27 protein-coding genes and 1 tRNA gene are annotated in these 20443 nt (G+C 65.3%); 4 read left to right on the top strand and 24 right to left on the bottom strand.

What is annotated here, in order from left to right:
• Nucleotides 1-42: 42 nt before the first annotated feature.
• The 19 genes from OHA42_RS14565 to OHA42_RS14475 form a co-directional block, all read right to left on the bottom strand.
• Complete coding sequence (locus OHA42_RS14565) at nt 43-732, bottom strand: hypothetical protein (protein WP_406237533.1); 690 nt, start codon at nt 730-732, stop codon at nt 43-45.
• Between the two features lie 340 nt (nt 733-1072).
• Nucleotides 1073-2308, bottom strand: coding sequence for an IS256 family transposase (locus OHA42_RS14560; RefSeq protein ID WP_406230349.1), 1236 nt, complete (start codon nt 2306-2308; stop codon nt 1073-1075).
• Between the two features lie 656 nt (nt 2309-2964).
• Nucleotides 2965-3429: a hypothetical protein gene (locus OHA42_RS14555; protein WP_406237531.1), complete on the bottom strand. Its 465-nt coding sequence runs from the start codon at nt 3427-3429 to the stop codon at nt 2965-2967.
• A 64-nt stretch (nt 3430-3493) separates the two neighbouring features.
• Nucleotides 3494-4432, bottom strand: coding sequence for a hypothetical protein (locus OHA42_RS14550; protein ID WP_406237529.1), 939 nt, complete (start codon nt 4430-4432; stop codon nt 3494-3496).
• Complete coding sequence (locus OHA42_RS14545) at nt 4429-4665, bottom strand: hypothetical protein (protein WP_406237527.1); 237 nt, start codon at nt 4663-4665, stop codon at nt 4429-4431. Before OHA42_RS14545 ends, OHA42_RS14550 begins: the two co-directional genes overlap by 4 nt.
• 11 nt (nt 4666-4676) lie before the next feature.
• On the bottom strand, nt 4677-5081 hold the full coding sequence (locus OHA42_RS14540; protein ID WP_406237525.1) for a hypothetical protein: 405 nt from the start codon (nt 5079-5081) through the stop codon (nt 4677-4679).
• A gap of 32 nt (nt 5082-5113) precedes the next feature.
• On the bottom strand, nt 5114-5455 hold the full coding sequence (locus OHA42_RS14535) for a hypothetical protein (RefSeq protein WP_406237524.1): 342 nt from the start codon (nt 5453-5455) through the stop codon (nt 5114-5116).
• A 33-nt stretch (nt 5456-5488) separates the two neighbouring features.
• Entirely contained in the window at nt 5489-6514 is a 1026-nt protein-coding gene (locus OHA42_RS14530) for a toprim domain-containing protein (protein ID WP_406237522.1), read from the bottom strand.
• Nucleotide 6515: 1 nt separating this feature from the next.
• The gene (locus OHA42_RS14525) at nt 6516-6866 is read right to left on the bottom strand and encodes a hypothetical protein (RefSeq protein ID WP_406237520.1); all 351 of its coding nucleotides are present in this window, start codon (nt 6864-6866) and stop codon (nt 6516-6518) included.
• Nucleotide 6867: 1 nt separating this feature from the next.
• Nucleotides 6868-8697 carry a hypothetical protein gene (locus OHA42_RS14520; RefSeq protein WP_406237518.1) on the bottom strand — a complete coding sequence of 610 codons (1830 nt, stop codon included), beginning with the start codon at nt 8695-8697 and terminating at the stop codon, nt 6868-6870.
• A 24-nt stretch (nt 8698-8721) separates the two neighbouring features.
• Nucleotides 8722-9336: a hypothetical protein gene (locus tag OHA42_RS14515; RefSeq protein ID WP_406237516.1), complete on the bottom strand. Its 615-nt coding sequence runs from the start codon at nt 9334-9336 to the stop codon at nt 8722-8724.
• A gap of 38 nt (nt 9337-9374) precedes the next feature.
• Nucleotides 9375-11369 carry a hypothetical protein gene (locus tag OHA42_RS14510; RefSeq protein WP_406237514.1) on the bottom strand — a complete coding sequence of 665 codons (1995 nt, stop codon included), beginning with the start codon at nt 11367-11369 and terminating at the stop codon, nt 9375-9377.
• Nucleotides 11366-12427, bottom strand: coding sequence for a hypothetical protein (locus OHA42_RS14505; protein WP_406237512.1), 1062 nt, complete (start codon nt 12425-12427; stop codon nt 11366-11368). The genes OHA42_RS14510 and OHA42_RS14505 overlap by 4 nt, the downstream gene beginning before the upstream one ends.
• A complete protein-coding gene (locus tag OHA42_RS14500; protein ID WP_406237510.1) occupies nt 12424-12828 on the bottom strand; it encodes a hypothetical protein in 405 nt (134 codons plus the stop codon). Before OHA42_RS14500 ends, OHA42_RS14505 begins: the two co-directional genes overlap by 4 nt.
• Complete coding sequence (locus OHA42_RS14495) at nt 12825-13175, bottom strand: hypothetical protein (RefSeq protein WP_406237508.1); 351 nt, start codon at nt 13173-13175, stop codon at nt 12825-12827. Before OHA42_RS14495 ends, OHA42_RS14500 begins: the two co-directional genes overlap by 4 nt.
• The gene (locus OHA42_RS14490) at nt 13172-13513 is read right to left on the bottom strand and encodes a hypothetical protein (protein ID WP_406237506.1); all 342 of its coding nucleotides are present in this window, start codon (nt 13511-13513) and stop codon (nt 13172-13174) included. Before OHA42_RS14490 ends, OHA42_RS14495 begins: the two co-directional genes overlap by 4 nt.
• The gene (locus OHA42_RS14485; protein ID WP_406237504.1) at nt 13510-13671 is read right to left on the bottom strand and encodes a hypothetical protein; all 162 of its coding nucleotides are present in this window, start codon (nt 13669-13671) and stop codon (nt 13510-13512) included. The genes OHA42_RS14490 and OHA42_RS14485 overlap by 4 nt, the downstream gene beginning before the upstream one ends.
• Nucleotides 13671-13946 (bottom strand): hypothetical protein, encoded by a 276-nt coding sequence (locus tag OHA42_RS14480; protein WP_406237502.1) that lies wholly within the window; start codon nt 13944-13946, stop codon nt 13671-13673. Before OHA42_RS14480 ends, OHA42_RS14485 begins: the two co-directional genes overlap by 1 nt.
• Nucleotides 13943-14155, bottom strand: coding sequence for a helix-turn-helix domain-containing protein (locus OHA42_RS14475; protein WP_406237500.1), 213 nt, complete (start codon nt 14153-14155; stop codon nt 13943-13945). Before OHA42_RS14475 ends, OHA42_RS14480 begins: the two co-directional genes overlap by 4 nt.
• A 149-nt stretch (nt 14156-14304) precedes the next feature.
• On the opposite strand from OHA42_RS14475, the gene OHA42_RS14470 reads away from it, so the two are divergent.
• Entirely contained in the window at nt 14305-15045 is a 741-nt protein-coding gene (locus tag OHA42_RS14470; protein WP_406237498.1) for a helix-turn-helix domain-containing protein, read from the top strand.
• 7 nt (nt 15046-15052) lie between these two features.
• A complete protein-coding gene (locus OHA42_RS14465; RefSeq protein ID WP_406237496.1) occupies nt 15053-15523 on the top strand; it encodes an NUDIX hydrolase in 471 nt (156 codons plus the stop codon).
• Between the two features lie 17 nt (nt 15524-15540).
• On the opposite strand, the gene OHA42_RS14460 is transcribed toward OHA42_RS14465, so the two are convergent.
• The 3 genes from OHA42_RS14460 to OHA42_RS14450 form a co-directional block, all read right to left on the bottom strand.
• Nucleotides 15541-16014 carry an HD domain-containing protein gene (locus tag OHA42_RS14460; protein WP_406239361.1) on the bottom strand — a complete coding sequence of 158 codons (474 nt, stop codon included), beginning with the start codon at nt 16012-16014 and terminating at the stop codon, nt 15541-15543.
• A gap of 130 nt (nt 16015-16144) precedes the next feature.
• Nucleotides 16145-17077, bottom strand: coding sequence for a tyrosine-type recombinase/integrase (locus tag OHA42_RS14455; RefSeq protein WP_406237495.1), 933 nt, complete (start codon nt 17075-17077; stop codon nt 16145-16147).
• 97 nt (nt 17078-17174) lie between these two features.
• A tRNA-Ile gene (locus tag OHA42_RS14450) sits at nt 17175-17248 on the bottom strand.
• Between the two features lie 120 nt (nt 17249-17368).
• Between OHA42_RS14450 and OHA42_RS14445 the strand changes: the two genes are divergently transcribed.
• Nucleotides 17369-17800 (top strand): nitroreductase family deazaflavin-dependent oxidoreductase, encoded by a 432-nt coding sequence (locus OHA42_RS14445; RefSeq protein ID WP_406237493.1) that lies wholly within the window; start codon nt 17369-17371, stop codon nt 17798-17800.
• A gap of 6 nt (nt 17801-17806) precedes the next feature.
• Here OHA42_RS14445 and OHA42_RS14440 read toward each other — a convergent pair whose 3' ends face one another.
• On the bottom strand, nt 17807-17956 hold the full coding sequence (locus tag OHA42_RS14440) for a hypothetical protein (protein ID WP_406237491.1): 150 nt from the start codon (nt 17954-17956) through the stop codon (nt 17807-17809).
• 220 nt (nt 17957-18176) lie between these two features.
• Nucleotides 18177-19217 carry a zinc-binding dehydrogenase gene (locus tag OHA42_RS14435; protein ID WP_406237490.1) on the bottom strand — a complete coding sequence of 347 codons (1041 nt, stop codon included), beginning with the start codon at nt 19215-19217 and terminating at the stop codon, nt 18177-18179.
• Between the two features lie 698 nt (nt 19218-19915).
• Between OHA42_RS14435 and OHA42_RS14430 the strand changes: the two genes are divergently transcribed.
• Complete coding sequence (locus tag OHA42_RS14430; protein ID WP_328410947.1) at nt 19916-20443, top strand: hypothetical protein; 528 nt, start codon at nt 19916-19918, stop codon at nt 20441-20443.

Here is a 20443-nt window from a genome sequence, read left to right as displayed (position 1 = left end):
ATTGATGTCTATGCCTCAAACGGTTTGATGCATAGGCACGATTTACGCCGCTGCGACGCCGAACGGCTGTTGGCATACCCCGCAGAGGATCGGCCCGGCGTCGATCGTGCGCTGGGCCGCCCGTACCCGACGCACCGGATTGCATTCACACGTCAGGGCTCGCCCGCTGCGCGGGGCGCGCTCCTCCTCGCCTTCGCCATCCTCACCGCCGTTGGCTCCGGTTCCGGCTTTGCCTCCTGGCCCCGGGTCATGCTCGGAACGCCGGTGCGCGATGAGCACGGCTTCCAATGCTTCGATCTGTTCTCGGTACGCGCGCGCGGTCGCGTCGGTGATGCTGGTCTCCGACCATCCACGGTTGGCCTGACGCGCGATCGCCAACCCGAGCTCCTTCGCGATGGACCGATATTTCGCGTTGTGGTAGGCCCCGCCGCGGCTGGTGTCCTGAATGCCTCGTGTGCGGGCAACCCCGTGGGCAGCTTCGTGAAGCAGTGTGCCGAGCACGTCTCGTGCACCGAGTGCGAACCCTTCGCCGCCAACGAACAGTTCTGGCATCCACTCCTCACCACGTACCCAGCGGTCCGCGCCGAAGTGACCCAACCGCACCCCGCGTGGTGAGCCGATCGAACCGGCCGCCATAGTCACGACCACGTCGGGAACGTCTGCGTGCTCGGTGCGGATGCTCGCCCACACCGCTTCGATGACGGTCACGACTGACCCCGCAAATGCATTCATCGCAGAACCTCCCCGGGGCTTGATGCTTATGCATCAATTTTACTCCCGAAAACTGTTGCCTACCAGTACTTTTCATGAATTTGATGCATAAGAATCAAGTTGATGCACAAGCGTCAATCTCCCGAATTCGCGTTGATGCGTATGCGTCAACGCACGCCATCTCCGACTTGACGCATACGCATCAATCCACCCCGAGCTCACTCCTCTGTTGTGGTCCCTAACTGCCCCAGCACCGACCGCCGCTCGCGTTCCACCACGGCCCCTATGCGCTCCTCGCGGCCTGAAGGTCAAGCCCAAACGCGTGGTGTAGCGGGGATGGTCACCGGTGATCCGGCTTTCATTAGGCGGTGAGAGCTGCGGGGGTGGTCTCCTCCTGTTCGGTGGGGTCGGTGGTGTCACGTGAGCGGGCCAGGACATCGAGTCCGAGGTAGCGGCGGCCTTCGATCCATTCGTCGTGCTGTTCGGCCAGGACGGCCCCGACGAGACGGATGATGGCGGTGCGGTCGGGGAAGATGCCGACGACGTCGGTGCGGCGCCGGATTTCCTTGTTCAACCGTTCTTGAGGATTGTTCGACCAGATCTGGCGCCAGATCTGTTTGGGGAAGCTGGTGAACGCAAGCAGGTCGGCGCGGGCCGCATCGAGGTGACCGGCCACCTTCGGCAGTTTTTCGGTCAAGGCGTCGAGCATCCGATCATATTGTGCGGCAACCGATTCCGGGTCGGCTTGATCGAAGACTGAATGCAGCAACGTGCGAACCCAGGGCCACGATGCCTTCGGTGTGATCGACATGAGATTGACCGTGTAGTGGGTGCGGCAGCGCTGCCAGGAGGCGCCGGGAAGGGTGGCGCCGATCGCGGCCACCAGTCCGGCGTGGGCGTCGCTGGTGACGAGGCTGACCCCGGACAGGCCGCGGGCGACCAGGTCGCGGAAGAACGCCAACCAGCCCGCGCCGTCTTCGCCGCTGGTGACCTGGATGCCCAGGATTTCGCGGTAGCCATCGGCGTTGACGCCAGTCGCGACCAGGGTGTGGACATTGACCACGCGGCCGTTCTCGCGGACCTTCAACACCAGGGCATCGGCAGCGACGAACGTGTAGGGCCCCTGGTCGAGCGGGCGGGTGCGGAACGCCTCGACCTGCGCGTCCAAGTCGGCGGCCATGATCGAGACCTGTGATTTGGAAAGCTTTGTGACACCGAGTGATTCGACAAGGCGCTCCATCCGTCGGGTGGACACACCGAGCAGATAGCAGGTCGCCACCACAGAGGTCAGGGCCCGTTCGGCGCGTTTGCGGCGTTCGAGCAGCCAGTCCGGGAAATACGTGCCCTGGCGCAGTTTCGGGACCGCCACGTCGATCGTGCCGACCCGAGTGTCGAAGTCGCGGTGGCGGTAGCCGTTGCGGTGGTTGACCCGATTCTCGCTGCGTTCGCCGTAGCCGGCACCGCACACAGCGTCGGCTTCGGCGCCCATCAGTGTCTGGATGAACGTCGAGAGCATGTTCCGCAGCAGGTCAGGGCTGGTGACAGCGAGTTGGTCGGACAGCATCTTGCCCGGGTCGATAGGCTGGACAGAGGTCATCGCGTGAAACTTCCTTCTCATGACTTGGTAGGTCTTCTGAAGGATCACGCGGTGACCATCCCATTCACGGTTACGACACACCCTTGCGCTGCAAGGGCGTTCAGTTCGTACACCATCTTGATGGACTCAACCGGCCTGAAACCTCCGCTCACGCACCTGACTTGCTTCCCCGCACTGAGCGCGTCCTGACGCGCTCACACGCCACCGAAGGTGGCGCTGCTCTGAACGTAACTTCCCCGCCTGATGCAACCCCGCTCCCAACCCTCCCTTTGTGGTCTCTCTTCTCCCTTGTGGTTTCTTTTTCTCTTCCTCTCTTGTCTCTTGTTCTTTGTGTTTTGTGTTGTCTCCTGTCTGCCCCGGTCCCTACTCTCTATGAACAGCGAAGCCATAGAGAGTAGGGACCGGGGCAGACAGGAGACGGCACAAAACACCCCAGGTCAAGCCATGTTTTCGGTGTGATTTGATCCGATTTTGATCGGACGGGGAGTCGTATCAAAATCGGATCAGGTCCGGATCAAATCCGAATCAGGTCCGGATCAAGATTCGTGCTCTAGCACGGGCGCAGTCCGGGCGCTGACAGCTGAAGGCCCGTAGGCGGGGTGCCTACGGGCCTTCAGCCGGGGTGTTATTCGGTTGTCAGGTCGGATGTTGGCTGCCTAGTCGAGTACGCCGAGTAGTCCGATTACGCCGTTGATGATGGCCAGGTAGATCAGGATGGGAACGCTCCAGCTGCTGAGGCCGCCGCCGCTGAGGCGGGTCAGTGGTTCGGCCATCATGACGAAAGCCAGCCCCATCAGCATCAGCGACGACGCCACATAGATCGCGCGCTTTCCACGGGTCCAGGGCAGTTGGGTGTTGCGGGCAATGCCGAGGCTGAGCAGGAACACCATGGCGGCGGGGACTGCGCCGATGCCAGCGGCGATCCCGGAGTTGAGCGTCGTGTCTTCGGTGTAGTCGATCGTGCTGGCCGCTCCAGCGACGGCCATCATGAGGCAGCCGAGAATCAACCAAGCCCAGAAGTATCGTCGTCTAAGCCCCGTACCGGGTCCGATCATCTGCTGGTCCCTTCCTCCCAGAGGCGCCTGCGCGAGCATGCTTCGCCCCATGCTGATCATGTTCATCGAGTATCCCTTCTCCCGATGAAACTGACTGCCGTGCAGCCGAACTCGATTTGTCACCGTCGCATCACCCATGGTGCTCGGTGTAGGGCTGAGCGGCGGTCAAGGTGCGAGTGACGGTAGATGCACTGACGTTCACTTCGTGGGCAATGCGGGCGTGTGACCAGCCTTCCTCCCTGCGGAGTCGCAGGATCGCTGCGACCTTGTCGGGGTCTCGGCGACCGGCGGGGTCGGCCTCGCAGATTTGCTCGGCGACTGCTGCCCACTTGTCGCTGCTGTGCAGCACCTCGATGCATTGCTCATCTGCCGGAGCTTCGATCGCAGTCGACTGGATCTCGGCCGGCGGCAGTGGACCATCCAGAGCGGTTACCCCACTTGTGGTGGATCGGGTCTCGGTGCGGACCTCGCGCACCGAGACGGTGCGTACTGGGTCGGATCGGTGCACAGGCTCGGTCTCGGTGCGCACGACTGGTGCGGTGTGGTGCTCACGGCTGATCATGTGCGCAAGGGCCGCCCCCATGCCGAGTACTGCGACTGGCAGGCAGGCGACCAGGACGGTGACCGGCGCGGGTGCATGGGTGACATTCGCTGCCTTCATCAGGTGGTAGGCGACCTGTCCGACGGCCCCGAGGATGAGGCTGCCGAATGCCGACCACTTCGCGTACCTGCGGGTTCGATCTGAACTGATGCGGCCCGACAGCCACACGGACAGCGCGTAAGACGCGTACGCTTCCATCCCGATCGGCAGGGTGATCGCGGTGTTGATCTCGAAGCCATCGGCGATTCCGGGCAGCGGGTGGACGGGACCGAACCCGGTCAGCTCTCCGAGCCCGACCCAGCCGGACCAGATCGCGACGAACGCCGGAAGCGCCAGCAGCAGCACCGGCCACGCCCGCAACGATCGCTGCGGGACCTGCTGTGCCCCATCGTGTGCACTGCCGTGCGCACCGTGGTGCGCAGCGTTGTTGCTGCGCACCACGTCCGCACCGGAGTTGAATCCGGTCACGCTCCACCTCCACCGACGGCCGGTTTGCTGGTGGTGTCGTGCTCGGCCAGCGCAGCGGGTAGTGCGGTGGCCAGTGCGCGGGCATCGTCGATGGTGAGGCTCAGGCGGGCATGCAGCGGACCGACGAGGGTCACCTCTACCGATGCCTTCAGAACATCGCCGTCGTAGACAGTTCGCTCGGGTTGATACCCGACCGTCACACCGCCGGTGGTGTTCGCGGTCATGACGCTCATGAAGCTGGCCATCATGCACCTGCATTCGTGGCAGGGTTGTAGACCGCGGTGAAGAGGCGGGCTTTCGGGTAGGTGGGATCGGGTCCCGTGTAGGTGACCGACAGGGTCGCACCGATCTCGAAGTCCTCGCTGCCCGCGTTCTCCAACGCGAGGCCGATGGCCTGTTCCATGCGCCACGACACATACAGGTTCCGGGGTCCGGCGCCGGTGTCGAGCGTGACGACGGTCTGCATCACGGGCTGGCCGTCATCGTCGAGTTCGACCTCGCCCGGCGCGCCGCCGAACTTCAGTTTCGGCTCTTCGACCGCGGCGGTGATTCGGCCGTAGACGGTGGTGCCCGGGTTGCTGGTCTTGGTGAACGCGCTCGCGGGGCGTGCAGCGCGGCGGAAACGCTGTCCGAAAGTGTTGGTGGTCATGACGGGTGGTCCTTCCTGTTGTGGTTGGCGGTTCAGCGGTCGCGACGAAAGTCGCGGTCGCGGTGCTGCGCTTCGGGGTTGCCGGAGTCGGCGTGCAGATCGGCCAGGTCGCGGCCTTCGGCAGCGAGGACGTCGAGCACGCCGTAATCGATCTCGAAATCGGAGTGCTGCTCCAGCTGGGCGCGGTGAGTGTCAAGGAAGCGGTAGTAGGCGTTCTCAGCGGCGACCTCCCGGTCCCAGAGATCACGCATTGGGTAGCCGCCGGAGAAGTCGGGGTACACCAGCTCCGGGTTGTTCGCGGCGGCGGTCGCGTTGAACGACCCACGCTGGAGTTGCAGTGCGCGCTGGTAGATCTCGCTCGGATCGAATGTCATGGTGCGGTGGTCCTTCCTTTGTGGTTGAGGTGGTCAGCGGGTGCGGGTCCGGTCGGCCCGGCTCGGCGCCAGGTCGTGGACGGCGCGGCGCGGGCGGGGCCGGTCGAGGTAGCGGACCGGTTCGAGTTCGGACAGGTCGTATCCGGCGTCGAAGTGGTCGGAAAGGTCCTTGCCGCTGCGGGCCTGCATCACCCGGACCTCACCGACGCGGTCGGCGAGGGTGTCGGCGACTTTGGCGGCGTGCCGGTAGCCGGGCCGGTCGCGGTCGGCCACCACGATCACCCGGCCGATACCGCGCAGCCAGCGGGCGTGCTCATCGCTCCATTTCCCGGCGCCCATCGCGTTGCACGTCGCCAGCTGTCCGGCCGCGCGGGCTCGCTGTACGTCCTTCTCGCCCTCGCACACGTACAACTCGCGGCCGGTGTCGATCGCCTCGCGCACGTCGCCCAGCTGCCACGGCAGAGGCGCGAAACCGGTATTGACCCATTCGGTTCCGGTCCAGCGCCGCTGGTAGAACGACTTGGCGTGCCCTTCTTCATGCGGGGTGTGCAGGCGCACCACCGCACCCTCGACCCGACCGTTGGGCCACCGGTAGACGTAGGTGTCCACCGCCTGCGGTTCCCCGGTCTGCCCGCCCAGGTCTCGCTTGGTGGGCAGCGGGAAATGCGCTGCCAGGATGGCCTTCTCGACGGGAGAGACGACGTTCGCTGCGGGGCGGGCGGGCCGCCCGCCGGCCGCGAACGGCCGACGGGCAGGGCCCGGCTGCGGGTTGGTGCGTTCGGGCAGGCGATCCCACAGGTCCCGAACCCGCAGCCCGACCCGGTCCAGCACCTCCTCGTCGTTGCAGCGCGCCCAGCACCGCACCATCGTTTTGCCCTGCTGCGGGTCGTACCGGACCCCCAGCGACGGGTTGTGGTGGTGACCGTCGCCCTCGTGCACCGGGCACAGGTAGTTCGTCCACTGCTGCGGCGCCCGCGGCATCGGCGGTGGCCCGACCCTGCGGGTCAACGCGGCGGTGACCACCTCGTACGAATGCCCTTGGGGCTGTTGCGGTTCCATCTCACCGCTCCCGCTCGATCCGAGGGCGGGTCCGGTCGTTGCCGGTCAGCTCACGAGCCTGTTCCTGACTTCGCCGTTGGATCTCGGTGAGCCCATGTCCGCCGTTGTGGTCGACGTCCTCCATAAATCGGGACATGGTTTTAGGAGCGCGCTGCCAGTCGGACTGGGCGTCTTCGAGGTAGTTCCAGTGCTCGGCGTGCGGGCCGGACCGCCACCGCTTCTCGATATCCACCCGATCCACATCGAGGCGCTCGATATCAGCCTCGGTCACTCCAGGGCCGTACATGTCCCGGCCCAGCTGGTAGTGCTGCTGGAAGTCGAGGCGCATCGCTTCTTCGTGTTCACGTTGCATCTCAACGGCTCCTTTCGATCCCGTTGTTGCGCGGCGCGGGCCACGGCTGGGTGTTGTGGGTGTTGGCGAGGTTGAGTGGGCGTGAGCCGCTGATCTGGGAACTGCCAGTGGTGTTTCGTGCCGAGTCGGTGACGTCGCGCTGCTTGGAGCGCTTTGCGCTGATTACTTGCAGCAGTGCCGCTTTCGGGTGTTCGATGTTGCGGTCGTTGCTGGGCTCGGGGTTGTGCCGGTCGTGGATGTAGACGTGTACGTCGCTGGTGCCGGCGTCCAGGGCCGAGACGCGGTCGTGGATCCAGTCGTACATTTCGCCCTCGGTCCCGAACTTGCCTTCCACGCTCCGCTGCGACTCGGGCAGCTCACGAACCTTCAAGCCCTGCGAGCGGGCCAGTTCCAGCTGGTCTGCACGGGCCACGACCACATCGAAACGGTGGTTAGCTCGTGGCGCCGATGCACCGTTGCGGCCGTTGGTATTCCGGTCGCGGTTACCGAAGCGGTCTTTGTCGGGGGTGCGGTCGATGAGTTTGCGGACCGCCTCGTCGCGTTCGGCCTTGTACTGGTCACGCTCGGCAGCGACCCGCTCGATAGTCGGACGCTGCCGCAGTTCGTCGATCTCGGCACTCAGCCGGATGTTGCGGTTCCTCAGTTCGTCGATCCGACCGTTCGCGCTGTCGAGTTGCCGCTTCATCTCGTCGCGAGCGGCGGTGACCGAATCCAAGCCGCGCTGTAGCACCCCGACCCGCGACTCCAACCGGTCTCGATCGGCGAGGACGTCTCTAAGCTGCCGTTCGATCTCGGCAAACCGTGCCTGAGCTCCCGAATCCTGCTGGCCACGGTCGGTTTCGGAATGTGCTTGATCAACTGACAGCTCGGCGGCCTGTGACCACTGGACTCCTCGCTGGCGGCCGTTGTGTGTGTTCGGTTGCTCGCCCGGGACGTGGTGAAGGTGCTCGGACAGCTCCGGTTGCAGCAGTTCGGTCTGCCGTTCAGCCAGCCGTTCGGCGACCTCGAAAGGATTTCCGTCGTCGCGGAAGAGCACGCCGCCGCGCTCAGCGCGGGTGTCAATGGTCTGCGCCTGCACGGTCGTGCCGGACACCCAGCCTGAATCGTTGATCGTGCGGTGCATCCACTCGGTAGCGACCTGTTCACTCGGGAACGACCGCGACTCTGTCGTCACCCCACCACGCAGGTCATTCCACGTCAGCTGCCCGTAATACCGTCCCTGACCTGGTCGATCGCCCATGCGCTGCCCCGGCGTCGGCTGCTCGACGTGACTTCGGTGATTCTTCTGGAGAGCGGTTGGTCGCTGTTCAACTTGCCTTGCGAGGGCGGCCGATTCCCGAGCGACGTTGGCGCGGTATCGCAATGCGTCCACACCCTTCACACGGTGGGAGCGGGCGAACAGATTCCCAGTCGGGAACTCTGGGAACACGGTCGCGGCGTCCAGACCGTCCAGGGCGATGCCCTGCTCGGTGCGCGACAGGTGCTCGTTGTCAATGAACTGCGCCGCCAGCCGGTTGCGGTGCTCGGCGAGAGCGTAGGTGTCGCGGGCGCGGCGTTCGTGATCAACAGTGGGGTCGTTGGCCCGCTGAGCCACCACCTGGGAGTGCACACGGTAGCGGTCGACAGCTTGGGTGCTGAACGTCAGTTGGTGAGCCCGCAGGATCTGTTGCTCGCGGCGCTGATGCCGGTTGAGCAGGCTGATCTCGCGGCGGACGCGGCGGCGTTCGGCCCAGTTCGATGCCTTGGCGTGCCGCTGCCACAGCATCTGCATCTTCGCAGCGAAAGTGGTTGCCTCGCTGATGATCTCGTCTTCGGGACTGCGCTCGGTCATGATGTGTTCTTTCCTTTCTGAGGGTTACTGCTGGGTCGCGGGAGTTGTGCGGTGGGCTTCGTGCCTGGTGCGGGCGGCATCGGCGCGGCCGATCGCTGATCGCGTGCCCCGGCACAGGGCGCGGGCAGGAACGGCCACGGCACTGCTGAGGGCGTGGGAGACGTGCCCGAGGGCGAGCGGGATCGGTGGCCGCAGGGCGGCGTTCCACCACAGGTAGGCCAGCCAACCTGCGCCGTAGACGGCGAGCGGGCCGGTCACCAGCAGCGGCTCACCCCACCCGGCGGTCACACCGAGGCCGACCACAACGGAAGAGCTCGCCGCTGTGCGGCCCAACATCCGGGCTCGCGGCCGGGCTGGGACCGGTGGCGCCGCAACATGTTCGGCGGGCTGGTCTTCGGTGTTGGGTACGACGGTCGGTGCGGCCCGACGGACCGACTGATCGGTGCTGATGGGTGGTTCGGTCGCGGCGACCGGAGCAGTACGGTCGGGGTTCGCCAAAGCGGCGAGGAATTCCTCGACCTCATCGGCGAACAGCTCCCCCGCGATCGCGGGGTCCGTCGGCGTGGCGGCCGGTTCCTGAGTGCGTCCGTGCTGACGGTCGTCGTCGTCATCGGGGTCGTGGGGTCGGATAATGCGCATTCGGTTGACTTCCAATCTGTTTCGGATCAATGGAGGGTTCAGGCAGTGGCGTCGGCGGTGACGCTCTCGACTACCGGATCGGTGGCGGTAGTGCCGGGAAGGGGTCGCAGAGTGGCGGGGTCGACAGGCACGACGTGCCCGAACACCGCGCGGCCACGGGCGGCGTAAACGAACTGACCGGTGGTGAATTCACGGACCCGGTTCGGGTCGACCAGCCACTTCTCACCGACAGACACTTGGCCTTCATCGCCGGTGCGCTGGCCCTTGATCAGGTGACGTGAGGGCAGCATCCGGTGGATCGGGCCGAAGTGTTTGCACAGCTCGCCCGCGTTCTCCGAATAGCCGATGAGTACTCCGCCCGCGCAGGACTTCAGGATTCGGTTGAGCGCCCACTGGTCCCCCGCCACGCCTTCTGGAGATTGCGCGGCGAACAACACACTCACGCCTTGGGAGCGGCCGCGCTCGCATACCTCTTCCAGCCCGATCGAGCCCTGGGAGGTGGTCAGTGCGCTGAGCTCGTCGATGATCAGGGTCACCGAGCGGCGCTGGTCTTTCGCGGTGCGACCGGCGCGTTGCATCAGCATCCGCAGGATCGCAGCGACCTGAGCGCGGGCGGCGTCCTTGTCCAGGCCCGGCACGGTCACATACAGCACGTCGAGGGCATCGAAGTCGACGCCACCGTCGAACACCATGCGCCCGTTCTCGTCCTGGAGGCTGTCGAACAGGTTGGTGGCCTTGATCAGCATGTCGTCGATCTGGGGAACCTTCTCCGCCTGCAAAGCGGCGACCATCCGCTTCACGTCCGGCGCGTTGCCCCACAGGTCGAGCAGCTTGGCGGCGTCCAAGCGTTCCAGGAACTCCGACGACGACCGCGGCGGACCGGCCGGCGCGTCCACGACCAGGGCCACGACGCGGCGGCGCAGCTCGTCGAAGTGTTGGCCCTCGCTGGTGGAGGCTTGCCCTGCGTTGAGCATGTCGCCGAGGACGGCACGCTGATCGCGGGCGGCCATGTTCCACACGTCCAGGCGAGCGCCGTGCGGGACCTCCGCGATCCGATCCGCGTCAATGCCCTTGCGCTGCGCGATATCACGCAGCTCGCGACCCAGGACCTTGTCGTCCTGACCGCCTTTGCAGGAGACCACGACCAGCAGCGGACGCGGGTGCTTGCCGCGCATCCCCGGCACGTCTATCCAGCGCTGCCAGGCGTTCCACTCGTACTCCAGCATCCCGACCGCGTACCGCTTGATCAGCTCGGTCTTGCCTGAGCCGGTCGAGCCGATCGCAGCCATCTGGCGGCGAGCTTCCTTGTGTGGCACCACCATCCACGGCTCGTGCCTGGTCGTCAGCTCCGACCACAACCCGAGAGGCCGCGAGGAGCGCCGGTCCGCGCACGGCCCCAGCACGATCCCGTCGTTTGTGGTGAACGGGGCGCCGGACTTCGCTGCTCGCGCGGCCCCGGCCAGCTGCCGCTGCGCCAGGGCGGCCTGTACTCGTTCGGTGCGCCCGAGGTCCTTCAACCCGACGGTGTTGGTTTTGTGAACGAACTGCGCCCACCAATACGTCGCCGTCAGTGCGGCGACCGGTGCGCCGAGCACGACCATTGACCGCAACCCAGTCAGGTCGCCGTCGGCGACCCGCGCCGCACCCGACCACAACAAGGAGGCCGGGGTCGACCACGACCCACCCGCTACCACCGATGCGACCGGTAGCAGCAAGGACCCGATCGTGAAGTTCCGCAGCCGGTGTGGGGCCAACGGTCGCCGCGCAGCGACCGCGACGATCATCACCAGCATCGCCACGACCACAACCCCGCACACGGTCGCCGTCGTCGCCGCATCACCGGCCGCCGACAGATCGAAACTCGGCAGATCCCAGCTCTGCACGTGCTTAACCGGTGGTGCCTCCGGCACCATCGGGCCAGCCGTCCCCGGGTCGGCGGCGGGAGGAATCTCGGGCTCGCCGGTGACGGGTACCTGTGCGGCGCCGTCGGGGTGGCAGTCCTCGGGGGTGATGATCGACTTGCAGTTGCTCATGACGCTTCCTGAGTGAGAAGAAGATTCGGGCGGCTGGTCTTGCGGGCGCGACGGCCCTGGTTTCGGCGGGTGAGGAACTTGCCCCACTCCTCGTCGAAATCCCCGATGGCGAACAGCAGCTTGACGGCGGCGAGTTCGGCAGGCAGCCGCTTGTACGCGGCATCCACTGTGTTCATGACGCGCGGGGACCGGCACAGGTAGAGCAGGCCCAGCACGGCCTCGTCCTCGCTGTCACGCGCGGCACGGATCGCGCCTTGAAGCGCGGTGTCCATGTGCACGCGGTCCTTGGCGCTCAACTCGATCTCCAGTGCCCACCAGCCGTGCTGACCCTCGACCTCGCCGAGGAACCGCCCGTCATGCACATGCGGGCGGCCCTTGTGCGGAGACCGGCCGTCGCTGAACACGATGTGACCGGACTTCGACTCGAAGGCAGCCACTTCCGCGCGGCGCCGCAACACGCGCTCCGACACCCACAGCTGCGGAGCGGAACCGACCAACATGACCCGGGCCTGAGCGACCGCGCGGTAGTGGTTGGCGAACATCAGCGGTGGCTTCCAGTCCTTCGGCCGCCAGCCCAGGTACCGCTCGGCCACTTCGCGTTTCGGGTACACCCACGCCCGGCCACGCTGCACCGACAGCAAGGGATGGACCATCCGCCGCTTCAGCAGGGCATCGGCGAGGTCATAGGCGCTGCTGAGGCTGTTGAAGCTCAGGAACTCGGCCAGTACGTCAACCTGCATCCCGTGCATGTCGACCAGCGCGGCCAATGCGGCGTCTTGCTGGAACGACAGACCCCTACTGCCATGCACAACCAGCACCCGACCCAAAGACCCGTAGGGGATGCCGATCTCGTCCGCAACCTCTTGCTTCGTCAGCCCCTGCTCACGCAGTCGTGCCGCCTCGCCCAAGCACGCCTCGACCTGAGCCAACGAAATGCCCAGCCGCTGGCCGATCTGCCGGTAGGACATGCCCTGATCGCGTAGTCCGCCGACGATCTGAGCACGGTGCCGACGCTCCAACGCGGTGTAGCGGTCGGCACTCTTCTTGTTGTGGTTCATCGGGTTCGCTCCCTTTCCTGCCGCAGTTCGCGGCTGTGACCGGCCGCGCGGCGACGCTCGGCGATATCGGCGCGGGCTTGCGCGATGAACTCGCGCATCTCCGTCACATCGACCCCATGCCGTTCCGCGGCGATCGCTGACCGCGTCCACCGCGCCAACTGCAATGCCTCCAGCTGCGCTTCACTCGGAACTCGTTTCGGGACAGCCGATTCCGCGTCGTACAGGTACGCCTTCAACGGCTCGCCACGGCGACCCCGCAGCACTTGCCCCTCGTACTCGTCGCCGGGTCGTAACCCCTCCCGCGCCAGCTGACGATTCGTCCGCAGATGCTGCGGCGCCATCCCCCACGGCCACGTCGGAATTCCGTACCGGCGGCCCTCCGGATCGAGGAACTTGCTCATCGCGACCGCTCGATCCCGCGCATGGTCGGCTGGCTCAGGTCCGGCGCCGTGCGACCTTCGGCGAATTTCTGTGCGGCTCGGGCACGAATGCGATCCGCAGTTTCCTGCCCGAAGTGGGCATTCATCCAGCCATGCCATGCGTCGCGCTTCTCGTCCCTTACGGACGGCCCGACCTTCTTGAGGTAGGCCAGCTTGGCGCGCTCACCCTCGGTGTCGGCGAAGTCGTTGCGCTCCATCGACTCCCACGCCGACTGGTTCATGTCGAAGAGGACTTCATCGATGGTCGAGAGCCGCTCGAACCGCGCCCACGCCTCAGCCTCCGTGCGTTTCTCGCTCGACGTGCTCATCGGTTTGCTCCCGATGCCTTGTCGTGCGGAACGCACGAACCCGGCTGCTCCGCGGGCACGCCAGCATTCGCGGATCGGCAGACGTTGATCGACGGCTGGTAGTCCTGCTGATCAACCCACGCGATGCTGCAACCGGCCATCCCGATCGAGATCAGCACCGCCAGCGCCAGCAACTGCGCACCCAGCGGCAACACCCGCAGTGGTGCGTAAACCGCACCCACACCGGTGAACTCCGGTCCCGCCATCGCCGACAGCGCATGCTGCCCGGTCCGATCGCGCCCAACCCCCGTCACCATGTACCCGGCAGGTGTCGGCTCGCGCCTCCAGTCGGTGTTCATCGCCGAACACCGACCCGACGAGTGGTCCGCCAGATCCACAGCGCCGCAGCGAGCATTAGCACAAACCCGACAAGATCGAGCAGCTGACGCGGCGCGGTCAGCAGTGAGTAACCGACGAGGATGACCGCGATCGCCAAGCCGACTGTCTTCGCGCGCATCAGAATTCACCGCCCCTGCGACGGTTCTCGCAGCGGCGACGACGACTCTGAGCCGACTTCAGTGCCAACCGCGTGTAGTGCGCCTTCCGCGCCTGATCGGCCCGATAAGCCCGTTCCTCCGGGCTCAACAGCCCGTCCGGATCGACGAGCCGATCGAACTTGCTGGCCATCGCGGCGCGCGCCTTCTCGGTCCGTGCGGCGCGGTCATCGGTCTTGGCCCATGACTCGTGCGCAGCGATCCGGGCTTGCAGCGTCCTCTCCACCGGCGTGCTCATGCCGCACCGCCGTCCGCGAGCATCGCGGCTGGCCGAATCAGCGCCAGCAGCTCGTCACGTTCCACCCGCAGGAGGTGACCGTTCACACGAAACCCGTTGAGATCACCGGCCGCGATCCAGTTCCGAATCGTCTTGGTATCGACGTCGACGAGCGCCGCCGCAGTCTTGAGGCTGATCAAATTCCGCGCCTCGTTAGAAGTCCTGTTCATTGATGTCCGCTCCTTCGAAAGTGGGAAATTTCTTGCTGTTCACCACTTTTCGCGGAATCAGCGGGCATAAGCACCGCCAGGATGGACTTTGTGCAGACATCTCAGGTACTGTTAAGAAGTCCCAAGACGTCCCTTCGATTGGAGACGACATGGCGAACGAACGCCTTCGCAGCGCGATCCAGCGGGCCGGCCTCGACATCTCGGATGTCGCAGAAAAGGCCCGCGTGGAGACCAAGACCGTTGAGCGCTGGATCACGAAAGCGCGCACGCCATACCCGAAGCACCGGCACAAGGTCGCCGCCCTTGTCGGAGAAACCGAGAATTACTTGTGGCCGGACGCGCTTGCACCGGAACGGAAAGTCGAGGTTGCCCAGGCAGAGGTGCTGACGGTCTACCCACACCGCAGTGCAATTCCAAGCGACCTGTGGAAGCGCCTGTTGTCGAGCACAAGCGAGCAACTCGACGTCCTGGTTCTTGCGGGCCTATTTCTCGCCGAGGAGCCCGAATTCGCACGAACGCTGCGCAAGAAGACCTGTGAAGGCCTGAAGGTCCGACTGCTGTTCGGTCGCCCATCGGCAGCCGAAGCCGACAAACGCAGCGCCGAGGAACGCTTGGCCGTGGGCACCGTGCCCTCGCGCATAAACAACGCACTCGCACTGGTCGAACCGCTCGCTGACATCGACGGCGTCGAACTCCGGTACCACGACACGACGCTGTACAACTCGGTATTCCGATTCGACAACGAGATGATCGTCAATATGCACGTCTACGGACTACCGGGCGCACACGCACCAGCCATGCATCTGCGCCAGCTTCCCGCCGGAGACATGTTCGAGACGTATATGACCAGCTTCGAGCACGTGTGGTCGAACGCGACTACCGAAGGGTGATCGCCCCATGAGCCGGACCGACTATTTCCATGACCCCGACGCTCCTGAGGCAAACAGCATCAAAGTAGCCGTGAGCGCACTCGTGCGTGATGCGCAGGGCCGAATCCTAATGATTCACCGCACAGACAACGACCGCTATTCGATCCCCGGCGGCGCGCTGGAGGCTGGTGAGACGATCACAGAAGCGCTCACACGAGAGGTCAAGGAAGAAACCGGAATTGACGTGCGAGTGGCCGATCTCATCGGCATCTTCTCCAATCCGGAGCATGTCATCGCCTATGACGACGGAGAAGTGCGCCAGGAGTTCTCGATCTGCTTCCACGCAGACCCGATCGGCGGCGAACTCCGAACCAGCTCAGAGTCGAAAGATGTCAGATGGGTTGAGCCGAACGAGATTTCGTCCTTGAACGTCCATCCCTCGATTGTGCTGCGAATAGAACATGGTCTGAGCACCTCAGCAGACCCGTACTACACGTGATAGCCGAACTATCCCCATTAGCCTTGCAGTAGCTTCTCGGTACGCTCAGCTGCCTCGATCAACGCAGGCGCCGCCTCGTCCAGGGACTTGGAGACGACATGGTCCGGGCCGTAGCGCTCGCAAACCTCGGCGACGCGACTGCGAACATCCGTTGTTTCTCCGGTTGGGGTCGTCGTCATATCAGCCCACCAGAGAGCATCACGCAGCGCCGTGTGCTCGTCCGGCCAACCAATCTCGATATCTCGATTTCGCGCCTCTATGCGAGCACAGGAATGGTTGGCGACGAGAGCGCACAGGCGGGGCGGCGCTCCCTGCTGGCGCAGGAACTCGGCACCGTCAACGGGGTGGAATCCAGTCCGACAGATCGACGGCGCATAGCCGATGTCGTGCAGCCAGGCCGCGGCAAGCAGCAGGTCTGCATCATCAACTACATCTATCGCCTGTCGGGCCTGTCGAGCGACGCCCTGAACGTGCTGCCACCGTCGAGACATACCGACAAGACTTTCCTGGGCAAGCCGCGCAGCCCAGGCGACGAAGTCTTCGGTCATAGGTGCAACCGTAACGCCTCGCTGAATGGCTCGCTGAGGCCGCAGAGTCCAATTGGCGACCAGTGAGGCCGGCCTACAGCTTGTCGCCCAGCCGTGCCCGGCGGTGCGCGGACTTCGCCCGGCTGTCCGCGACCGCGGCGCCGTACCGCGCAAGCATCTGACGCGACCGCCATCCCGCGAGCATCATCAGGTCTTGCTCCTGGCCTCCACTGTCGAGCCACGTATGGGCGAAGAAGTGTCGAAGCTGGTGCGGATGCAACCGCTCGATTCCAGCCGCGTCGCAGCGGCGTTCGAGCATCTGCCGTATTCCGGAATCAGTCATCGAGCCGCGGTACCCGAGCCAGAGGGCGGGATTGTCGTTCTTCGCGCCGGAATGCTTCGCCCGCACCCGGAGGTATCGCCGCAGCGCCGTTCGGGTCTTGTCGCCGAACGGGCACGTTCGCGGTCGGCCGCCCTTGCCTATCACCAGCACCGTGTTCTCGTTGAAGTCCAGAGAGTCCACCTCGAGCGGTGCGAGCTCTCCACACCGCATCCCGGTATCGGCGAACAGCCGGATGATGGCGTTGTCACGTCGATCGACGAAATCGACACCGTCGCACTCTGCGAGGAGTGCCTTTACCGCGTCCATACTCGGCACTGGCACTTGCTGATCGGGCACGGCCGGCGGGCTCATCTTGTCGAACGGATTCGCATCGATGATCTCCTCCGCGGCAAGGTACTTGAAGAACTGTTGCAGCGACCGGTACTGCCCGCGGGCGTACTCCGGCGACAGCGGCTCGCCGGTGCGCTGATTGGGCCGCGTGAGCAGGTCCTCGATGTAGCCGCCGATGTGGGCGCGGGTGATGTCCGGTGCCGTGGTCGGCAGCTCGCGCTGCTGGAGGAAGTCCGCGAAGTACCTGATTCGGATGAGGTAGCCGTCGATGGTCTGCTTGCTCCGGTTCTTGCGACGCAGCTCCGTCGCGAAGTCCTCCGCAAGCTCTCGGATGTCGTCCAGATCCAGCCCCATGTCCGGATTCTACCGGCAAAATACATTGCTGACCGAGCGTTGTTCTGGATCAACTCGGCTGTCGAGTTCACCATTCCCGCTGGTCAGCGGGTGTTTGTGGGGCGGGTGGGGCTCGAACCCACGACCAATGGATTATGAGTCCACGGCTCTAACCGACTGAGCTACCGCCCCTCTTCTGCGGGTGTCCCGCAGGCGTGGGGGATGCTACCGGGTGCGGCGTGGCTTGCACCAGTCGGATACCCAGGAGTGGTTAGGGTGGGGCGTCAACACCACCATTTGGAGGGTCGGGCCGTGGCCAGTGTGTTCGAGAATGTGCTGAAGGTTCATCAGTGGGTTTATGAGAACAGTGGCGGGGTGGTGGGGCATCGGGTGTTGTTCGGGAATCCGACCTTGTTGTTGCGGACGGTGGGGCGCAAGACGGGGCAGGAGCGGACGTCGGCGTTGACGTACGGGCGGGACGGGGATGACTATCTGGTGACCGCGTCGAATGGTGGGTCGCCGCGGCCACCGGGGTGGTTGGCGAATCTGAAGGCGAAGCCGGAGTGCGAAATTCAGGTCGGACGACGGAAGATGAAGGTTGTTGCACGGCCGACGTTGCCGGATGATCCGGATTATGCGCGGCGGTGGGAGATCGTGGACAAGGTGAATCAGGGGCGGTACACCGCGTATCAGAAGTTGACCAAGCGGCCGATCGCGGTGGTGGTGCTGACGCCGGTCGGCTGAGCGCCCTCAGTCGTCCTCGCTGTCATCCCAGTCTTCGTCGGAATCGCCGCTGTCCCAACGACCGTCGTCCTCCGGTGGCGTGCTGGCGAACTGCACGACCGCGGTGACGAGGGCCAGCACCGCGACAACAACGACAACGACAATCAGAGTTTGCACGCAGGCACATTAGCGCCCAGTCGGCCGGTCTGCAGCCAGTCTGACGACCAGTTGTCCACTGCCGCAGCTACTTTGCGAGTCTGCCTGTCAGCTCACACATTGAAATACCGCCGTCCGCTGTGCGATGTACCAGCCGACGATCGAACCAGCCTGCCCTTGTAAAGAACCGACTGGGCCTGAAGCCCAGACCAGCTGTCGCCCAGGCTCCGCCGGTCCCAGCTCACACCGTCAGCAGGGTGCGCCCCACCGTGGCGCGAGAGGCGATTGCGGCGTGCGCACGATCGGCCGCCTCCAACGGAAAGGTCTGGCCGATAACCACTTCCACGTTGCCCGCCACCACCGCGGACTGGGCGCGCTGTGCTAGCGCGTGCCAATCGGTGCTGTCACCGGTGATGTCGAACAACCCGAGCGCGCTGATGCCACGGGCTGCGGCATCGGCCTGATCCACCTCGGCGAATCCGCCTGCGGCAGCGCCGTATCCGATGAATCGACCACCATCGGCGGCAGCTTGGACGGCGGCCCCACCCAAAGCGCCACCCGCACCGTCCAATACGACGTTCGCACCTGTCCCGCCGGTCGCGGCACGCGCGGTAGCCTGCCAATCGGGCTCGGAGTAGTCGACGACGACCTCCGCACCGAGCCGGGTGGCCAGCTCCAGCTTCGCGGTACCGCGCGCAGCGGCGATCACGTGTGCGCCTGCGGCGCGGGCGAATTGGATCAGCAGGGTGCCCAAACCGCCACCCGCCGCGGTGATCAACACCCACTCCCCCGGCTTGATCTCTGCCCTGTCGAATACCGCGAGGGCCGTCTTGCCGTCGTGGGCCAGCGCGACCGCCTGCAGCACGCTCAGGCCGTCGGCGACGACGACAAGAGTGTCCGCCTTGGCCAGTGCCTTTTCGGCGTATCCCCCGATCGGCCGCCCACCGCCGATGCCACTGGCCGCGGTGGCCGTGGCAACCCGCTTCCCGAGCCAGGATTCCTCGACGCCCGCACCGACCGCCGAGACCACCCCGCCGATGGCGCCGCCCGGCACATACGGCGGTTCCAGCTCGAAGAATTCGGTGCCCCAACCGCTACGCAACTGTGTGTCGAGGAACATCACGTCGGCGGCCGAGACGTCGACGACAACCTCACCCGGCCCGGCCACCGGTTCCGGCACCTCACGCACCGCGAGTACTTCCGGTCCACCGAATTCTGTTGCCTGCACGGCCCGCATGACATCCTCCATCGCTTCTTGCTCGATCGGTTCGTGAACGAGCATGAAACCTGAAGCACTGTTCAGGTCAAGCCGACGACTGCCGATTGCGCTCCGAGCAGAATCACCGACGGCGGGGTCGACACCGGCCACGACTCCGAGCCGCTCGCTGCTGCCACGCTTCTCGATTGCCGAGAGTGCGCGTCGAGCGTCGCACGGACGCGCCGTCACGCCGACGCTGAACTGTCAGGGCCGCAGCAGTTCCGGCGGCCGCCGGAATCGGTCAGGAGCCGCCGCCGCCACAGCTGCTGCCCCCGCCCCCGCAACTGCTGCCGCCACTACAACTACTTCCGCCGCCGCCGCAGCTACTGCCCCCGCCACAGCTGCTGCCGCCACTACAACTACTTCCGCCACCGCAGCCCCCGCCGGAATCACTGCCACCGCCCGAGCCCCCGGCCATCCACGGCGAACCACGCCCGGGACGCCGGCGGCGCGGTGGCGGCGTACTGGACGCCTTGACGATTACCAGGATGACGACCGCGATTATGCCGCCGACCCCAGCCACCAAAACAAACAAAACGACGAGCGCGAGGCCGATCGACGACACCATACGGAAATCGTATCGGCCCGCACCGTCCACGTGCACGGATCGGAGCCGTTTATTTCACCGGCGAGCAGCGGTTGTGCGCTGTCCGGCCGACGATTTCCGCACCACCAAGATCGCGGCGGAATACGAAATAGCCGTACAGTGAATTGTGGTCCTCTTGCGCCTCCGAAACCGACTACGGCGTCGAATCGATCTCCACGAAGTCGACAGCACCGTGGCCGCGCTCGAATTGCCCGAGGCCGTCTTCAAGACCAGCCCGTGGCAGCCACGCGACCTGGTGGAAACCGGCCTGCGACAGTGGTTGCGCTGCTGTGGTGCCGCGATGCGCGACGGCCAGGTGATCGGAATGCCGTCGCACGCCGTCGACGAGGCATGGCACGGGTTCATTCTCTGCACCGAGCGCTACGCCGCGTTCTGCGCTACCGCCTACGGGCGGTTTCTGCACCACTATCCGGACGGCGTTGGACCACCGGAGAATTCGCCGAAGAAGTCCTCCCACGGCACGATGGCGGAACAACTCGGCCGCACCGTGGTCGCCTGGTCCATGGTCGCCGCGCCCGGCGAAACCTGCGTGCTCTGGGACCTCGACACCAAGGTCGGCGTCGACCATCCGTGGGGCATCGACGCCCGGCGAGTCGCGGCTATCGAAGCCGAACTCGGCCGAGCGTCGGAGTCATCCGGATGA

The sequence above is a fragment of the Nocardia sp. NBC_01009 genome (genome assembly GCF_045208035.1).
Taxonomy (GTDB): Bacteria; Actinomycetota; Actinomycetes; order Mycobacteriales; family Mycobacteriaceae; genus Nocardia.
The sequence above is the reverse complement of the archived record's forward strand: the minus strand, read 5'-3'. Positions and strand labels throughout refer to the sequence as shown.

What these genes read in the sequence shown, in the direction of transcription:
- OHA42_RS14565 (WP_406237533.1), bottom strand. Translation starts at nt 732, where the DNA reads ATGAATGCATTTGCGGGGTCAGTCGTGACCGTCATCGAAGCGGTGTGG.
- OHA42_RS14560 (WP_406230349.1), bottom strand. Translation starts at nt 2,308, where the DNA reads ATGACCTCTGTCCAGCCTATCGACCCGGGCAAGATGCTGTCCGACCAA.
- OHA42_RS14555 (WP_406237531.1), bottom strand. Translation starts at nt 3,429, where the DNA reads ATGAACATGATCAGCATGGGGCGAAGCATGCTCGCGCAGGCGCCTCTG.
- OHA42_RS14545 (WP_406237527.1), bottom strand. Translation starts at nt 4,665, where the DNA reads ATGAGCGTCATGACCGCGAACACCACCGGCGGTGTGACGGTCGGGTAT.
- OHA42_RS14540 (WP_406237525.1), bottom strand. Translation starts at nt 5,081, where the DNA reads ATGACCACCAACACTTTCGGACAGCGTTTCCGCCGCGCTGCACGCCCC.
- OHA42_RS14535 (WP_406237524.1), bottom strand. Translation starts at nt 5,455, where the DNA reads ATGACATTCGATCCGAGCGAGATCTACCAGCGCGCACTGCAACTCCAG.
- OHA42_RS14530 (WP_406237522.1), bottom strand. Translation starts at nt 6,514, where the DNA reads ATGGAACCGCAACAGCCCCAAGGGCATTCGTACGAGGTGGTCACCGCC.
- OHA42_RS14525 (WP_406237520.1), bottom strand. Translation starts at nt 6,866, where the DNA reads ATGCAACGTGAACACGAAGAAGCGATGCGCCTCGACTTCCAGCAGCAC.
- OHA42_RS14520 (WP_406237518.1), bottom strand. Translation starts at nt 8,697, where the DNA reads ATGACCGAGCGCAGTCCCGAAGACGAGATCATCAGCGAGGCAACCACT.
- OHA42_RS14515 (WP_406237516.1), bottom strand. Translation starts at nt 9,336, where the DNA reads ATGCGCATTATCCGACCCCACGACCCCGATGACGACGACGACCGTCAG.
- OHA42_RS14510 (WP_406237514.1), bottom strand. Translation starts at nt 11,369, where the DNA reads ATGAGCAACTGCAAGTCGATCATCACCCCCGAGGACTGCCACCCCGAC.
- OHA42_RS14505 (WP_406237512.1), bottom strand. Translation starts at nt 12,427, where the DNA reads ATGAACCACAACAAGAAGAGTGCCGACCGCTACACCGCGTTGGAGCGT.
- OHA42_RS14500 (WP_406237510.1), bottom strand. Translation starts at nt 12,828, where the DNA reads ATGAGCAAGTTCCTCGATCCGGAGGGCCGCCGGTACGGAATTCCGACG.
- OHA42_RS14495 (WP_406237508.1), bottom strand. Translation starts at nt 13,175, where the DNA reads ATGAGCACGTCGAGCGAGAAACGCACGGAGGCTGAGGCGTGGGCGCGG.
- OHA42_RS14490 (WP_406237506.1), bottom strand. Translation starts at nt 13,513, where the DNA reads ATGAACACCGACTGGAGGCGCGAGCCGACACCTGCCGGGTACATGGTG.
- OHA42_RS14485 (WP_406237504.1), bottom strand. Translation starts at nt 13,671, where the DNA reads ATGCGCGCGAAGACAGTCGGCTTGGCGATCGCGGTCATCCTCGTCGGT.
- OHA42_RS14480 (WP_406237502.1), bottom strand. Translation starts at nt 13,946, where the DNA reads ATGAGCACGCCGGTGGAGAGGACGCTGCAAGCCCGGATCGCTGCGCAC.
- OHA42_RS14475 (WP_406237500.1), bottom strand. Translation starts at nt 14,155, where the DNA reads ATGAACAGGACTTCTAACGAGGCGCGGAATTTGATCAGCCTCAAGACT.
- OHA42_RS14470 (WP_406237498.1), top strand. Translation starts at nt 14,305, where the DNA reads ATGGCGAACGAACGCCTTCGCAGCGCGATCCAGCGGGCCGGCCTCGAC.
- OHA42_RS14465 (WP_406237496.1), top strand. Translation starts at nt 15,053, where the DNA reads ATGAGCCGGACCGACTATTTCCATGACCCCGACGCTCCTGAGGCAAAC.
- OHA42_RS14460 (WP_406239361.1), bottom strand. Translation starts at nt 16,014, where the DNA reads ATGTCTCGACGGTGGCAGCACGTTCAGGGCGTCGCTCGACAGGCCCGA.
- OHA42_RS14455 (WP_406237495.1), bottom strand. Translation starts at nt 17,077, where the DNA reads ATGGGGCTGGATCTGGACGACATCCGAGAGCTTGCGGAGGACTTCGCG.
- OHA42_RS14435 (WP_406237490.1), bottom strand. Translation starts at nt 19,217, where the DNA reads ATGCTCGTTCACGAACCGATCGAGCAAGAAGCGATGGAGGATGTCATG.